Source organism: Deinococcus seoulensis (assembly GCF_014648115.1).
GTDB lineage: Bacteria > Deinococcota > Deinococci > Deinococcales > Deinococcaceae > Deinococcus > Deinococcus seoulensis.
The window spans coordinates 147108-162438 of sequence record NZ_BMQM01000006.1 but is presented as its reverse complement, the minus strand read 5'-3'; the positions used below and the strand labels follow the sequence as shown (position 1 = coordinate 162438).

15 protein-coding genes are annotated in these 15331 nt (G+C 68.8%); 6 read left to right on the top strand and 9 right to left on the bottom strand.

Annotated features, from left to right (window positions below):
- Nucleotides 1–112 precede the first annotated feature (112 nt).
- From IEY70_RS06995 to IEY70_RS06980, 4 genes are all read left to right on the top strand, one after another.
- Nucleotides 113–646, top strand: a complete 534-nt coding sequence (locus tag IEY70_RS06995) for a hypothetical protein (RefSeq protein ID WP_189064283.1) — start codon at nucleotides 113–115, stop codon at nucleotides 644–646.
- A gap of 560 nt (nucleotides 647–1206) precedes the next feature.
- On the top strand, nucleotides 1207–2424 hold the full coding sequence (locus IEY70_RS06990; protein WP_189064282.1) for an adenylosuccinate synthase: 1218 nt from the start codon (nucleotides 1207–1209) through the stop codon (nucleotides 2422–2424).
- A 154-nt stretch (nucleotides 2425–2578) separates the two neighbouring features.
- Nucleotides 2579–3190: a GTP cyclohydrolase I FolE gene (folE, locus tag IEY70_RS06985; RefSeq protein ID WP_189064281.1), complete on the top strand. Its 612-nt coding sequence runs from the start codon at nucleotides 2579–2581 to the stop codon at nucleotides 3188–3190.
- Between the two features lie 156 nt (nucleotides 3191–3346).
- Nucleotides 3347–6058: an HD domain-containing phosphohydrolase gene (locus tag IEY70_RS06980; RefSeq protein WP_189064280.1), complete on the top strand. Its 2712-nt coding sequence runs from the start codon at nucleotides 3347–3349 to the stop codon at nucleotides 6056–6058.
- 97 nt (nucleotides 6059–6155) lie between these two features.
- Here the strand turns inward: IEY70_RS06980 and sufU are convergent, their stop codons facing one another.
- On the bottom strand, nucleotides 6156–6581 hold the full coding sequence (sufU, locus tag IEY70_RS06975) for a Fe-S cluster assembly sulfur transfer protein SufU (protein ID WP_229777712.1): 426 nt from the start codon (nucleotides 6579–6581) through the stop codon (nucleotides 6156–6158).
- Between the two features lie 2 nt (nucleotides 6582–6583).
- Nucleotides 6584–7762 (bottom strand): M20 family metallopeptidase, encoded by a 1179-nt coding sequence (locus tag IEY70_RS06970; protein ID WP_189064278.1) that lies wholly within the window; start codon nucleotides 7760–7762, stop codon nucleotides 6584–6586.
- Between the two features lie 123 nt (nucleotides 7763–7885).
- Here IEY70_RS06970 and IEY70_RS06965 point away from each other — a divergent pair, with 123 nt between their 5' ends.
- On the top strand, nucleotides 7886–8101 hold the full coding sequence (locus IEY70_RS06965; RefSeq protein WP_189064277.1) for a hypothetical protein: 216 nt from the start codon (nucleotides 7886–7888) through the stop codon (nucleotides 8099–8101).
- A gap of 236 nt (nucleotides 8102–8337) precedes the next feature.
- Here the strand turns inward: IEY70_RS06965 and IEY70_RS06960 are convergent, their stop codons facing one another.
- The 4 genes from IEY70_RS06960 to pyrR form a co-directional block, all read right to left on the bottom strand.
- Complete coding sequence (locus tag IEY70_RS06960; protein ID WP_189064276.1) at nucleotides 8338–9612, bottom strand: dihydroorotase; 1275 nt, start codon at nucleotides 9610–9612, stop codon at nucleotides 8338–8340.
- Between the two features lie 23 nt (nucleotides 9613–9635).
- Entirely contained in the window at nucleotides 9636–10172 is a 537-nt protein-coding gene (locus IEY70_RS06955) for a hypothetical protein (RefSeq protein WP_189064275.1), read from the bottom strand.
- A 125-nt stretch (nucleotides 10173–10297) separates the two neighbouring features.
- A complete protein-coding gene (locus IEY70_RS06950; RefSeq protein WP_189064274.1) occupies nucleotides 10298–11242 on the bottom strand; it encodes an aspartate carbamoyltransferase catalytic subunit in 945 nt (314 codons plus the stop codon).
- Nucleotides 11239–11787: a bifunctional pyr operon transcriptional regulator/uracil phosphoribosyltransferase PyrR gene (gene pyrR, locus IEY70_RS06945; protein ID WP_189064273.1), complete on the bottom strand. Its 549-nt coding sequence runs from the start codon at nucleotides 11785–11787 to the stop codon at nucleotides 11239–11241. Before pyrR ends, IEY70_RS06950 begins: the two co-directional genes overlap by 4 nt.
- Nucleotides 11788–12170: 383 nt before the next feature.
- On the opposite strand from pyrR, the gene IEY70_RS06940 reads away from it, so the two are divergent.
- Nucleotides 12171–12614 carry an Hsp20/alpha crystallin family protein gene (locus IEY70_RS06940; RefSeq protein ID WP_189064272.1) on the top strand — a complete coding sequence of 148 codons (444 nt, stop codon included), beginning with the start codon at nucleotides 12171–12173 and terminating at the stop codon, nucleotides 12612–12614.
- A gap of 100 nt (nucleotides 12615–12714) precedes the next feature.
- Here IEY70_RS06940 and IEY70_RS06935 read toward each other — a convergent pair whose 3' ends face one another.
- The 3 genes from IEY70_RS06935 to IEY70_RS06925 all read right to left on the bottom strand — a co-directional run bounded on the left by IEY70_RS06935 (nucleotide 12715) and on the right by IEY70_RS06925 (nucleotide 15309).
- The gene (locus IEY70_RS06935) at nucleotides 12715–13659 is read right to left on the bottom strand and encodes a hypothetical protein (protein ID WP_189064271.1); all 945 of its coding nucleotides are present in this window, start codon (nucleotides 13657–13659) and stop codon (nucleotides 12715–12717) included.
- Between the two features lie 101 nt (nucleotides 13660–13760).
- Complete coding sequence (locus tag IEY70_RS06930) at nucleotides 13761–14465, bottom strand: phosphatidylserine decarboxylase (protein WP_189064270.1); 705 nt, start codon at nucleotides 14463–14465, stop codon at nucleotides 13761–13763.
- Between the two features lie 70 nt (nucleotides 14466–14535).
- Nucleotides 14536–15309 carry a peptidylprolyl isomerase gene (locus tag IEY70_RS06925; protein WP_189064269.1) on the bottom strand — a complete coding sequence of 258 codons (774 nt, stop codon included), beginning with the start codon at nucleotides 15307–15309 and terminating at the stop codon, nucleotides 14536–14538.
- Between the last annotated feature and the right edge of the window lie 22 nt (nucleotides 15310–15331).

The window sequence follows — 15331 nt, the reverse complement described above, 5'->3', positions numbered from 1 at the left end:
CACCCTCATTCTGAGGTCAGAAGCCGTGCTGGACGTCCTTTTCTAAAACTGAAAGATGTCAGTCAGCCCACGTGCTCCTGAATGGATTCCTGGTGAGGGTGGACCCCCAAACGTGTTCTTCTTTACCCTCGGGAGGCCAGACATTCATCGATCAGACGTCACTGTCGAATTTATGGACGAGGCTCAACAGCTTCTCTCCTCTGCAATCAGAGATCATTTCGTCATCGCCCAGATCTGCTTCGATGGCGCCAAGCATGACTCCGCCTTGCGCTCATCCCATCCGGCTTGGCCCGTCATCCGTGCCTTCCTAGAAGCCACCCAGCCCGTACACGCCGTCGTGCTCGGAGATGTGTACGCCGCTGAACCTGGGCAACTTTGCTTGCCTGACATCACGACGATGGTCGCAGACAGTACCTTCATCGGCCCAGAGCAAAGGGCCGTTCTCCCTAAGCATGCGTTTCAGGGCTTTGCCCAGTGCGAACCAGTCGGAAAAGGGGTATGGCTGACGCTGCCGGACGAGGACGTGTCCTGTGGGGCGAGACCTGCTGAGACGAACGATCCGGGGGTACGGCAGCGCCACTGGGAGGCTACGCAGGCGCTCTCCTGGCAGCTCGCCGACGTCTGGTCCCTTGCCCCCTGGTCCTGAGCATCCGTTTCAAACACGCGCCAAGACTCACGAGATTGGTGAAGGACTGTACTCCTGTGTACGTGTTACTGAGATGCCGTGTGCTCGGCCAACGCGGGGCCCACAAGCTGTTCAAGTTTTCCGAAATAAGCAGCACATTCGCCGGACCAGCCAGACGGCTTCTCGTTTGAACTCAGCGGTGAATTTCTGCTTGGGTACGGACATTCTGTCCTCCAGTGTGGATCACACTGAACTTACCCTCCACCAAACTCTATCCAGTTCACCAGTTCAGAGTACGGGTGACCACGCTTGGGATTGCCAGGGAGATGGGGTTGGAGTGCGTTCCACTGGGTGTCCGTCAAATCAGTGCGGTACGACAAACTCTCAGCTTACGTCCGCCTCATGAGTTCAGTTGCACAGACCCTAGGGCTGTCCGTCTCTGGTAAACAAGTCCCGCCGGGTGGCCTGCCGTTTCCCGTACACTGAGTTACGGTGCTGCGCGCCGTGTTTTTTTTGCTCTGGCCCCCTGGTGGGGTGCGGGTAAGGGGAGCAAGTCTGTGCGCGTGGCGTGGAGGGCTTGAATGCCTGGAATTGCGATTGTTGGCGCTCAGTGGGGCGATGAAGGCAAGGGGAAGATCACGGATTTCCTGGCGCCGGAAGCCGAGTTCGTGGTGCGGTATCAGGGCGGCGCGAACGCCGGGCATACGGTCACGGCGAAGGGGCAGACGTTCAAGTTGAACCTGCTGCCCAGCGGCGTGCTGCATGACGGGACGGTCAGCGTGCTGGGTGACGGGATGGTCATCGACGCGGACAAGTTCATGGAGGAACGCCGCAACCTGATCGCGGGTGGCCTGAACCCGGACCTGCGGATCAGTGACCGGGCGCACCTGGTGCTGCCGCACCACAAGTTCGTGGATGGCCGGAAGGACTTCGTGGGCACCACGGGGCGCGGGATCGGCCCGGCGTACGCGGACCGGGCGCGCCGCGTGGGCATCCGCTTCGGTGATCTGCTGGACGACGGCGTGCTGCGCGAGCGGATCGAGCGGCTGCTGGAAGCCAAGCCGAACAGCACCCGCGACGCAGGCTGGACGGGCGTGGACGTGGCGATGGAGTCCCTCGCCCCGACCCGCGAGGCGCTCGCGCCGTTCATTCAGGACACAGGCGAGCAGCTGCGCGCCGCGATCCGTGACGGCCGCAACGTGCTGTTCGAGGGCGCGCAGGCGACCCTGCTGGACCTGAACTACGGCACGTACCCGTTCGTGACCAGCAGCCACCCCACGGTGGGCGGCATTCTGGTGGGGGCGGGCGTGAACCACAAGGCCATTCACAAGGTGTACGGCGTGGCGAAGGCCTTCAACACCCGCGTCGGGCACGGGCCGTTCCTGACCGAGGTGCATGACGAGGCGGGCATCCTGCGTCTGCGCGGCGACGGCAGCAAACCCTGGGACGAGTACGGCACGACGACCGGCCGCGCCCGCCGGGTCGGCTGGCTGGACCTGCACCTGCTGAAGTACGCGGTGGACGTGAACGGCCTGGACGGGCTGGTCATCAACAAGATGGACGTCCTGGCGGGCCTGGACGAGGTGCCGGTCTGCGTGGGTTACGACGCGGACGGCCAGCCGGTCATGAAACGCATGAAGGGCTGGGCGACCACCGAGGGCGCCGACAGCCGCGCGACCCTGGCCAGAGAGGCGCAGGCGTACCTGGACCTGATCGAGGAGACCGTGAACTGCCCCGTGGTGATCTTCTCGGCCGGCCCCGCGCGCGAGCAGACGTACGGCGAGGTCAGCTGGAAGTAACCCGGACGCCGGGTGGGGGTTCCCCCATGACCGCGCTGGCCGTGAGGGGTTCCTGAATCTTTTTTGACAGTTGCCGCGAGGGGCCCCGGCCTACACTCGCGGCATTCATGTTCACGCCCCCGGAGCGGGAAGCGCGTGAGAAGGAGCAACGCCCTTGACCGTAGAAACAGTGATCAGCGCCGCTGATGAGAAGCAGGAAGTGCCGGGCCTGAGCGCCCTGACCCACGACTGGCTGAGCGCCATCGGGGAGGACCCTGACCGTGAGGGCCTGCTGAAAACGCCGCACCGCGTGGCGAAAGCCTGGGGGTTCCTGACCGCCGGGTACCAGAAGACGCTGCACGAGGCGGTGGGTGACGCCGTGTTCGCCGCCGACGGTAGCGAGATGGTGATCGTGAAGGACATCGAGTTCTACTCCATGTGCGAGCACCACATGCTGCCCTTCTACGGCCGGGCGCACATCGCGTACATTCCGGACGGGCAGATTCTGGGCCTGAGTAAGTTCGCGCGGATCGTGGACCTGTACTCGCGCCGCCTGCAGGTGCAGGAGCGCATCACGACGCAGGTGGCGGACGCCGTGCAGGAACTGCTGGCGCCCAAGGGCGTGGCAGTCGTTATGGAAGGCGTGCACCTGTGCATGGCGATGCGTGGCGTGCAGAAGCAGAACAGCAGCACCAGCACCAGCGCCATGCGCGGCCTGTTCAAGAGCGACCCGCGTACCCGCGCGGAGTTCATGAGCGCCGTGCAGGGCACCCTGCGTTCCCGCTGAGGCACGCTTCCTCCTGACCGCGCCGGTTGACGTCAAGTCCCGGCGCGGTCTGTGCCGTGTGGGATGTGGGCCGCGTCTCATGAAGCCCCAGTGGTGCGGGCCGCAAGAAGGATGTAAGTCGGGGGCCGGTACTGTGGCAGGTGGGGGGAACGTGCCGTGTTGCTGAATCTGTGCCTGCTGCTGACCTGCGCGTTCCTGTTCAGCCTGACCTACCGGGAGTGGCCCGCGCGGGACCGAGTGGCGGATCACGCGTTGCGGCTGGCGGTGGCGGCGGCGGCGTCGGTGCTGCTGGTCCTGAACACCGAGTCGTTCGGGCCGCTGAAAATCGACCTGCGGTACGTGCCGATCGCCATGCTGACCCTGCGCTACGGGCTGGGCGGCGGGGCGCTGGTGGCGTTGCCGGTGGTGGTGTTGCGTCTGCTGGAATCCGATGTGGGCGGCGTGGTGAACCTGCTGAACACCCTGAGTGTGCTGGGCCTGTCGGCGCTGCTGCGCCGGAATCTGCGCGCGCCGCTGTACCAGCCCCGGCCGTGGCACCTGCCGCTGCCGTACCTGGGGGTGGGGTTGCCGCTGTTCTTCATTCCGTTACCGCCGGGCCTGTCGGCGCTGCCCACGTACCTGCTGATGCTGGCGCTGCACACGGGGGCGTCGTGGCTGGTGCAACTGCTGCTGCACACCCGACTGGGCCTGCTGCGCGCGCAGGCGGAACTGCGGCGGCAGGTGAACACCGACGACCTGACCCGCCTGGGCAACCGTTACCGTTTCGATCAGGATCTGGCGCGGCTGGACGTGGGCGCGCAACTGGTGCTGCTGGACGTGGACGAGTTCCGGTCGTTGAACGAACGGCACGGCATGGCCGCCGGGGACCGGGCGCTGCGGTACATCGGGCAGGTCATGCGTGACGTCGCGCCGGACGCCGCGTACCGCCTGAGCGGCGAGGAGTTCGCGCTGCTGCTGAACGTGGGCGGCGAGACGCAGGCGCGGGCGCTGGTGGAGCGCGTGCAGGCCCGCCTCGCGGAACCCGGCGAGCTGCCCTGGTCGGGCCTGACGCTCTCGGCCGGGCTGGTCACGCGGCTGCTGCACGAATCGTCCGGTGAACTGATGCACCGCGCCGACGAGGCGCTGTACCTCGCCAAGACGAACGGCCGCAACCGCGTGGTGGTCGGCACGTTCCAGCAGGGCCGCCCCGCCACCGAGACGCCGGAAACCGACGCCGAGATCCGCCCCCGCTACTCGCTGTGGCAGGCGCAGCGGACCACCATGCGGCTGCTCTCGGAACGGCGCGCCCTGACCGACACCGACTGGCAGGAACTGCTGCGACTGGCCGTCACGACCGTGGAGGGCGTGGACGCCGCCAGCCTGAACATCCGCGAGGGCAAACGCTTCCGGGTGTGCGCCGTGGACGGCTACCCGGACGGCCTGCGCGGCGCGTACCTGAGCGAACCGTCGCAGGTCGCGTGGTACGGGCGTGGCTCGCAGGCGTGGCTGTCCGGCCGCCCGCGCGTCCTGCGTGCCGCAGAGATTCAACCCGTGTGGGACGCCGCGAATGGCGGCATGGCCATGGGTCACGCCAGCACCTTCGAGCGGCTGGGCAGGCGTGAGCAGTTGCGCGCGAACCTGTGCGTGCCGGTCATGCTGGGCGGCGAGGTCGTCGCGCACCTGAACCTCGACTCGTTCACGTCGGCGTCGGTGTTCACGCCGCAGGTCATCGAGGACGCCTCCACGTTCGCGCAGCAGGTCGCGGCGCTGCTGCAACTTCAGGAACGCTGGCGGGAACTCGATCAGCTGGCGCTGCTGCACGGCGACCTGAGCCGCAGCCTGACCGACGAGGAGATCGCCTCGCACCTGACCGACACCGCGCACGACCTGATGCGCACCAGTTACTCCATCCTGCTGCGCTACGACCCGGCGACCGACATGCTGGTCAGTGCCGCCCGCGCCGGAATCAACGCCGACTGGGACCGCCTGCCCGTCGATCTGCGCCGGGGTGAGGGCGTGTCCTGGCGGGCGCTTCAGGGTGCGCAGATCATCCGCGTGGCCGACCTGATGGACGTGCCCGAAGCGTACCGCCCGCCGCACCTGGACGACTCCCGCCGCGCCCTGATGGCCGTGCCGCTGCTGTCGCGCCGTCAGGAGCCGCTGGGCGTGCTGTGCCTGCTGCGGCCCCTGCACTGGCCGTTCCAGGCCAGCGACGAGGCGCTGGCGTCCATGCTGGCCAGCGTCGGCACGCGCGTCATGGAACGCAGCGCGCACCTAAACGACCTGCGCGCCACCCTGGAAGCCTCCCTGAACACCCTGGGCGTGGCCCTGGAAGCGCGGGATTTCGAGACGCAGGGCCACACGGCGCGCGTGCAGGACCTCGCGCTACGCATGGCCGAGGCGCTGAACCTGCCGGACGAGGAACGCACCGCCCTGCGGCACGGCGCGGCCCTGCACGACATCGGCAAGCTGTGCATTCCGGACGCCGTGCTGCTCAAACCCGGCCGCCTGAGCGCAGACGAACGGGCCGTGGTCGAGCAGCACGCGCCGCTGGGCGCCCAGCTCGTGGCCCGCATTCCGTTCCTGCACCCGCAGGCGCATCAGGTGGTCCGCCACCACCATGAACGCTGGGACGGCGCAGGCTACCCCGACCGGCTGGCCGGAGAGCAGATTCCGCTGCTGGCCCGCATCTTCGCGCTGTGCGACGTGTACGACGCCCTGACCAGCGCCCGCCCGTACAAGGACGCCATGCCGCCCGAGCAGGCCACCGTCATCCTGCGGGACGGCGCGGGCACGCAGTTCGACCCCACCCTGACCGACGTGTTCGTGCGGGTGCTGGGTTGCCCGGACGCCCCGGCGCAGTCCCCGGTCACCGGCGCCAACCCGTAAGGGTGCGGCTCATACGGACTCCGATTGAATGGCTTACAAAATCGCTGGGGCCGAGCGAAGCGAGAAGGAAACAACCGGAACCCGTATCAGCCCATTTTCAGCCCGTTGTGGACGTTCCGAGGGTCTGCTCCAGCGCCCGCCACGCCAGGAGTGCGCACCGGCGCCGGGCGTGCAGGCGACTGACACCCGCGAGGGCCAGCAGGTCGCCCAGGTGCGGGTCGCCCGGTTCCTCGCCCATGACCATCGCGCGGAACTGCCCGGCCAGCGCCTGCGCCTCGGGCAGGGTCTTGCCGGTCAGGGCGACCGTCATCAGGCTGGCGCTGCTCTGACTGATCGCGCAGCCCTTCCCGGTGAAGGTCAGGGCCGCGATCCGGCCCTCCTGCACGTCGGCCCAGACGGTCACCTGATCCCCGCAGCCCGGATTGTCCAGCGTGACGCCCTCCACGTCGTCCAGCGGCCCGGTGTGACGCGGGCGGCGCTGGTGGTCCGCGATGATCTCCTTGGCAAGCGTTTCGGGCAGCACGGTCACTCCGGGACGGTCAGGCGCAGCGCGGCGGCGTGCAGCATCCGCACCCCGGTTTCCAGGCTGGCCTCGTCGATCGTGAAACGCGGGTGGTGGTGCGGCCAGCGGCTGTCCTGAGCGTCACTGCCGGAACCGACGTTGAAGTACGCGCCGGGCGCTTTTTCCAGGTACGCGCTGAAATCCTCGCCGCCCATGGTGGGTTTCGCGTCCCGGTACAGGTCCGCGCCGACCACGTCCAGCGCGATGTCCTTCAGTTGCGCGGCCACCCAGTCCGTGTTGATCAGCGGACGGTACCCGAACTCGTAGCGCAGGTCGTACGTCGCGCCGTGCGCGTCGCACACGCCCTTGATGACCCGCTCGATCAGCTGCGGCGCCCGCTCCCGCAGCGCCGGGTCGAAGGTCCGGACCGTGCCCATCAGTTCCGCCGTGTCGGGAATGACGTTGTGGGTGGTGCCGCTCGTGAATTTCGTGATGCTGACCACCAGTGCGTCCTGCGCGGCCACCATGCGGCTCACGACATGCTGGAGGTTCGTCACGACCTGCGCGCCCACCGCGATGGGGTCCACGGCCTCCTCCGGGTGCGCGCCGTGCCCGCCCCGCCCCCGGATCGTGAGTTCCAGCATGTCCGGCGCGGCCATGAACGCCCCCGGCTTGACCGCGACCACCCCGGCGGGCAGCTGGCTGTTCAGGTGCAGGCCCGTGACGACGTCCACGCCGTCCATCAGCGGGGTGTTCATGACCAGTTCCTCGGCGCCGCCCGGCCCGATCTCCTCGGCATGCTGGAAGATCATGCGGACCTCGCCCGGCACGTGCGCCGCGTCTGCCGACAGCAGCGCCGCCACGCCCAGCAGGATCGCCGTGTGCCCGTCGTGCCCGCAGGCGTGCATCACGCCAGGGGTCTGAGAGGCGAACTCGAAGGTGTTCTCCTCATGGATGGGCAGCGCGTCGATGTCCGCGCGCAGCAGCACGGTGCGGCCCGGCAGGCGGCCTTTCAGGACGGCCAGCACGCTGGTCGCCGTGGGCCGCGAGACACTCAGGCCCGGCATCTTCTTCAGTTCCGCCTCGATGAACGCGGCCGTCTGGTGCTCCTCGAACCCCACCTCGGGGTGCATGTGCAGATGCCGCCGCCACGCCACGAGCTGCCCGCGAAGTTCTTCCACCCGGTCACCTGTTGTCGTCATGCCCCAGCCTAGCGCGTTCCCGGCCCGCCCGGCCCGGCGTTTCCTCATGCCGGACACGCCCTGGCCCGGATCACCGGCCCGGGTTAAGGCAACTCTGGCGGCGTACGGGTCGTACTGATGGGTATGAAGAACCGTACCCGCGTGAAGGGCACCTCCGGTAAGTTCGGCCTGATCCTGGCCGCCGCACCCGTCGTGCTGGAACTCCTGATCAAGGCCCGCCAGCAGCAGAAGAAACAGGGCCGCTACGCGACCGCACGCAAACGCGACCGCGTGATCGACACGCTGCTCGCCGGAGCGCAGCGCGCCGTGGGCCGCCGCAACAGGCGCCGCTGGTTCTGAACGGACCGTCAGGACATTGAAACCGTCAGGACATTGAAGCTGACAGTGCGGGACTCCAGGCAAAAGCGGGAACCTCTCCATTGCCGCTGTAACGTCCTTTCTCTGCTCCGCACACGAATTCCGTCTGCTTCGCCCTGCACCCGGAAGGGCGCCGGGTTGTCAACGAAATAAACGGAACCCGTATGAACGCACCGGAAGAGGTCTGCCCTCCCGGTGCGTTCCTGCGGTGCAGACCTTCAGTTCCGCTGGTACGCGACCCGGCCGTCCACGACAGTCAGCACCGGCCAGCCCTTCAGGGTCTCGCCCGCCCAGGGCGTGAATTTCGCCTTGCTCCTGAACTCGGCGGGGTTCACGGGGCGTTCGGTGCTCAGGTCGAGGACGACCAGATCGGCCTTCGCGCCCGCGTCCAGGGTGGGTTCCTGCCAGCCCATCACGCGCGCCGGGGCGGCGGTCATCAGGTCCAGGATGCGCTCCAGGCCCAGCGTCTCGCCAAAGCGGGTGTACATGAGCGGGAACGCCAGCTCGATGTACGCGATGCCGCTGGGGGCGTCCAGCAGGTCCCGTTCCTTCTCGGCGCGGGTGTGCGGCGCGTGATCCGTCGCGAGGCAGTCCACGCTGCCGTCCCGCAGGCCGTCCAGCAGGTGATCGGCGTCCGCCTGGGTGCGCAGGGGCGGCGCGACCTTGTAGATCGCGTCGAAGGAGCGCAGCGCCTCGTCCGTCAGGGTCAGGTGGTGCGGGCAGACCTCGCAGGTCACGGGTAGGCCCTGCGCCTTCGCCGCGCGCACCAGATCCAGCGCGCGCGCCGTGCTCAGGTGCTGGATGTGCAGCCGCGCCGGAACGCCCTGCGCGTGCAGGCCCGCCACGATCTCGATATCCCGCGCCACGCGCGCCGCCTCGGCCGCCGCCGGGTTGCCCGGCAGGCCCAGCGCCTCGCTGACCGGCCCCTCGTTCATCACGCCGTCCGCGCGCAGGGTGGCGTCCTCGGCGTGCACGCTGATCACCATGCCCAGGCTCCCGGCCGTCTCCAGGCCCAGGCGCAGCGTGCGGGCGTTCTCGTTCGTGCGCCCGTCATCCGTGAACATGGCCGCCCCCGCCTCTTTCAGGTAGGTCAGTTCAGCCAGTTCCTCGCCCTTCTGCCCCTTCGTCAGCGCCGCCGCCGGACGCAGGCGCGCGAAGCCCAGGCTGCCGGCCTTCTCGATCAGGCTGCGCACGATCGCCGGATCATCCACCACGGGGCTGGTGTTCGGCATGCTGACCACCGTGCCGTACCCACCGGCCGCCGCCGCCGCCAGCCCACTGGCGAGGTCCTCCTTCTCCGTCTGCCCCGGCTCGCGCAGGTGCGCGTGCAGCTCGATCAGCGCGGGCGCGACCGTGCCGCCCTGCCCGTCGATGATCTGACCCTCCCCCTGCTGATCTGTCGGGAGGTTCCAGCCCTTGATCAGGCCGCCCTCGATGGTGACGCTTTCGGTCTTCTCCGACCCGACGCGCTTGATATTCGTAATCGTGATCATGTGTCCTCCTGTGAACCCGAGGGTCATTTCCACTCGGTGATGTATCCGCCACACCAGAAATTGACGAAGGCATAGGCCACCCCCGCCTTGAACGGGAAGAAACTGCGCCGCAGTGTGAACACCACGACCTCATCGACGTATGTGCTGGGCACGACACGGCAATCGCTGAACATCGGCGATGGCAGCTCCGGGCAACGATCTGATCCAAGGCTCAGCTGATCCTCGAACATCGTCACGAGGTGCTCTCCGGCGGGCGTCCACGTCTCGACGCGCGCCAGCACACCCCGCCCGTACGGCAGGCTCGTGATGCGCACGCCGTCGCTGCGCAAGACGCCCACCCCACCCTCCGGCCATCTGAACCTCTCCAGATCCGGGAAGGTCCCGAATGGCTGAGGCAGTCGTTGGCAGCTGACCTCGACGCCTGCACGGGCCGGGGCGCACGGCACCGCACCGAACATCCTGCGGATGAGCAGTGCCGGGTTAGGGTCCGGCTCACAGGCCAGCGCGACCTGACTCACCAGGGCGAGCAGCAGGGCCGCCCCACGGGCCGCCGTCAGCATGAGATGCCCAGAGGTGTGACGAGGGTGATCATGCGTCCTCCCTTGATGAGGGGCTGTGAACTGTGGGCTCCGAGGTGTGAGTGGGGATCGTGGGCCTTCCTCACATCTCAGGCCTCAGAGCCTCTTCAGTTCCGTCCGACGAGCAGGTGGTAGAGGACGCTCATGCGGATGGCCTGTCCGTTCTCGACCTGTTTCAGGATGCGGCTCTGGGGGCCGTCGGCGGCGTCGCTGCTGATTTCCAGGTCGCGGTTCATGGGGCCGGGGTGCAGGACGATGGCGCTGCTCTCGGCTTCTTTCAGCAGGGTGTCGTTGACCTGGTAGGTGTCGGCGTATTCCTGGAGGCTGCCGAGGAACCCGCCGCTCATGCGTTCGCGCTGGAGGCGCAGGGCCATGACGGCGTGGGCGCCGCGCACGGCTTCCTTGGGGTCGGTGGTGAGGGTCACGCCGGGCATGCTGGCGAGGCCGGGGGGGAGGAGGGTGGCGGGGCCGCACAGGACGACCTGCGCGCCCAGTTTGGGCAGCAGTTCTGCGTTGCTGCGTGCGACGCGGCTGTGGCGGACGTCGCCGAGGATGGCGACTTTCTTGCCTTCCAGGCTGCCGTATTCCTGGCGGATGGTGTACGCGTCGAGGAGTGCCTGGGTGGGGTGGGCGCGGCGGCCGTCCCCGGCGTTGATGACGGGTTTGCCGCTGTAGCGCGCGACGAGGTGCGCGGCGCCGGCGGCGTGGTGGCGGACGATGTACGCGTCGACCTTGTAGGAGGTCAGGACTTCCAGCGTGTCACGTAAGCTTTCGCCCTTGCTGACGCTGCTGGCCCCGGCCGCGAACGTGAGGACATCAGCGCTCATGCGGCGGGCGGCCAGTTCGAAGGAGGTGCGGGTGCGGGTGCTGTTCTCGAAGAACGCGTTGCAGACCGTCAGGCCCTGGAGGGCCGGGACCTTCTTCACGGGCCGGTCGAGCACCTGGAGCATGGTGTCGGCGTTGTCGAGGATGGCGCCCAGGCGTTCGGGCGTCCAGTCCTGGAAGTCCAGGAGGTGGGGTGGGCGGGCGCCCATGCTGGTCGGTGCGTTCATCGCAGCGCCTCCATGTCCCACAGTTCGACGCTGTCCACCTCGTCGGTTTCCTGCAACTTGACCTTCACGACCTCGCTGGCGGCGGTGGGGAGGTTCTTGCCGACGTAGTCCGCGCGGATCGGCAGTTCGCGGTGCCCGCGGTCCACGAGGACGGCCAGCTGGATCCCGGCGGGGCGGCCGAGGTCGATCAGGGCGTCCAGCGCGGCGCGGACGGTGCGGCCGGTGTACAGCACGTCGTCTACCAGGATCACGCGGCGGTCGCGCAGGTCGAACGGCACCTGCGTCTCGCGGATGATGGGCTGCTGCGCGACCTCACTCAGGTCGTCGCGGTACAGGGTGATGTCCAGCATGCCGGTGGGGACGTCCACGCCTTCGAGGGTGCTGAGCTTCTCGGCCAGTCGCCGGGCCAGGGGGATGCCGCGGGTGTGCACGCCGATCAGGGCGAGGTTCTCGGCGCCCTTGTTGCGTTCGATGATCTCGTGCGCGATGCGGGTCAGGGCGCGGCGGACCTCGTCGGCGGTGAGGATGACGGCCTTGGGGGTCATGCGTTCACCGTGGTGGGGTGCGTGGACCGGGGGTCCATAAAAAAAGGGCCGTTCAGCGTGGGCTGACGGTGCGTGGGTGTGGACATGGTGCTCCTTCTCCTGCCTCACGGGGCGGGTGCAGCCTCACTGGACTGCCGGGAAAGGACGAATTGGGTTGGGAGTGCCGGGGCGCGGGCAGTCGCCGCGTGCGGCCTGACGAAGTGTAACACCGCGCGCGCGGGCGTGTCAGGGGGTGGGGGAGGGGTGTCCAGTCCGGAGGGCGGATTCAGAGCGCATTAAACTTGACACGACAGCACTCAGGTTTTACCATGATTGCAGTTGAGCGCAAGGCACTCAGATTTTCTGAAAGGTGCGTGCGCTTCCAGCCCCCAGGAGGAACCCCCATGATGCGATTCGACCCCTTCCGCGACATCGAAGAACTCGCCCAGCGCATGGACCGCGCCCTCGGCCAGACCGCCGGCGCCCCGGCCCGCTACGCCCCGCCCGTTGACGTGCACGAGGACGACCACGGCCTGGAACTCACGCTCGACCTGCCCGGCGTCACCCCCGACACCCTGCAGATCGAAGCCGAGAACCACACCCTGACCGTGCAGGCCACCCGCCCCTACACCCGCCAGGAGGGCCGCACCGCCCACCGCGTCGAACGCGCCCACGGCACCCTGGCCCGCACTTTCAATATTCCCGCCCGCTACGACCTGAGCCGCGTCGAGGCCGACCTGCAACACGGCACCCTGACCCTCAAGGTGCCCCGCAGCGAGGCCGCGCAGAAACGCACCATCACCGTCCGCACCGGCAGCGTCATCGACACCGACACGCCCAGCGCGTAACCCCAACAACACAGAGCAGGGCGAGCCGATCCACTGGCTCGCCCTGCTCTGTGTGCTGAGGGGTCATCCATCACCCATCAACCTTCCTCCATCAACCCCTCTACTCGCCTTCGCGCACCGCGTCCAGCAGTTCCTGCGCGAGGCTCAGCGCGGCCGGACCCAGCGGCGCGCGGGTCACGCCCAGCAGCGTGCCCAGCTTCTCGCGGCGGGCGGGCGTCAGGTGCATCCAGCCGCTCAGGTCGGCGCGGTGCGTGCGGGCCGCCTCGTCGCGCAGGTACCGCACGGCGCCGTCGTAGTACCCGGCCTGGAAGGCGGCGCGGGCCCGGCGTTCCTGCTCGACCAGCCCCAGGCCGCGCGTGGCCAGCAGCACCCGGCGGGCCTCGTCCTCACCGCCGAACCCGTACAGGGCTTCCAGGCGGTACACGGCTTTCGGGAACCGCAGGCCCGCCGACGCCCGCCACGCGTGCGGCAGGCGAATCTCGAACTCCGGCCACAGGTGCAGCCGGGTCAGCAGCGCCGGGTACAGCAGGTTCAGGGCGGCGCTGCGGGCGTCGGCCAGGGCCAGCAGTTGCTCCTGCACGCCGTGGCCGGGGCCGGTGTGCGCGGCCCGCGCGGCCTGCAACTGCCCGGCCGCCTCGTTCAGCAGGTCGGCGCGGTGCGCGGCCCGCTGCGCGTCACTGAGGTTCCACAGGGTCCGCTGGATGCGGCCGTACCCGCCGGTCGGGTCGTACGTGACGCGGCTGGTGGCCAGCAGTGCCAGTGGCGCCTCGGTGCGGGCCGTCTCCCAGTCCCGCCACGCCTCCATCTTCTCGAAGGGGTAACGTTCCACGGTGATACCGGCGCGGGTGTCGGTGTGCGCCTCGGTCACGCCCCGCTCGAAGGTCACGAATGTCGGGACGCTCCCGGCCCACGCGAATTCCGTGCCGTATCCGCCGGCCTGCGCGACGGCCCGCACGCGACGGTCGGCGACCAGCCGTTCGCCCGTGCGCTGCGCGGCGCGCTCGACCGGACTTTCCGGCTGGAGTGTGTGTCGGTCCTGCGTCAACGGTGGTGTTCCTCCCTGCGGTGCAACCGGGCGTGAAGTGAAAAAGAGTCAGCGGCAGAGTTGCGGGCGGCGTGCCGCGCGGCCGGACCTGCGGCCTACCCTCAGTTGCGGGCCGAGGCGACCACGGTCTGCGCGCCCGTCACCCGGTCACCCACCCCCACCGACGGCGTGAACGCGGCCGGCAGGTGCAGCAGGACCAGCCCGCCCTCCTGCATGAACGCCGCCTTGAAGCCCGCGCGGGCCTCGTCGCCCTCCTGCTGGTAGGTCGTGCCGCGCAGGCCGCCGCCGGGCGCCACCAGCGTCAGGGTCACGTTCCCGAAGGGTGTGGTCGTCACGCTGCTCAGGCGGGCATTCTCCAGCGTGCCGCGCGTGCCGAGCAGGTCTGCCGGGCGGCCCGCCAGGAATCCCAGTGCCGCGCCCGTCCCGCCCAGCGCCGCGTTGCCTGCCGGGGCGTCCCGCCGCGCCACGCGCGTCACGGTTCCCGATACCGGCTGGTACGCGTAGTGCACGTCCAGCGGCCCCACGAACACCCCGATCAGCCAGCCGCCGGGTCCGTTCTGCGGCCCGCTGTCCGGTGCGCTGTCCGGGCCGTTCAGCAGTTCCGGCACGCTGACCTGATCCACCTGCCCGCCCTGCACGCGCCGCACGAAACTCACGGTTCCGTCGGCGGGACTCAGCACGTCGCCCGGCCCGGCCTGCGGCAGGCGCACCGGGTCACGGAAACGGTACACGCTCCGCAGGTACCACGCCGCCACCCCGGCGGCCACGAGTGGAAGCAGGACGGGAGGCAGGGAACGGGAACGCATACCCGTCAGTGTAGAGCCCCCCGCCCGGCAGACGGTGCGGGCGCGCACGATACGGCGGGAGGCGCGGCCCTCAGCGGGACTGGAGAATCTGCACGCTGATCAGTGCCTCGGCCACCGCGCCCGGAATGGGACCGCTGCCCGAGTACGTGCGGTTCAGTCTGTCCAGCACGTCCTGACCGGCCAGCACCTGCCCGAACGCCGTGTACTGTCCGCTCAGGAAGTCCGCCGGGGCGACCGTGATGAAGAACTGGCTGCCCTGCGAACTCAGGCTCTGCGACCTCGCCATGCCCAGCACCCCGGCCCGGTCGAAACGCAGGCCGTTCATGATCTCGGCGCTGAAGTTGTAGCCGGGCGTCCCGGTCCCCCACACGCCCTGCTTGGCGAGGTCCGCGCTGAACGGATCGCCGCCCTGCGCCATGAACCCGTCGATCACCCGGTGAAAGCGCGTGCCGTCATAGAAGTGGTTGCGGGCCAGGAACACGAAGTTGTTCACGGCGACCGGGGACGCCTTGGCGTTCAGGTCCAGCGTCACCTCACCCTGCGAGGTCTTCAGGATCGCCCGGTACTGGCGGGCCGGGTCGATGGTCATGGGCGGCGCAGCCTGGAAGCTGCGGACCGGGGTGTCCGACAGGAACGGCATGACCTCGAACGACACGGCGGGCGCAGTGGGGGTCGGCGCTGCGGGGGTCGGCGCGGCCGGGGTCGGCGTGACAGGCGCAGGCGTGGCCGCCGGAGCTGTGACGGGCGCGGCGGTGCGGGTGGTCGCCGGAGCGCAGGCGGACAGGACGGCACCCAGCAGCGCCGCGCAGGTCAGGGAACGACCGTTCAGGGAATGAAAGGGCATACCCGCAGTGTTCCATAGCGCC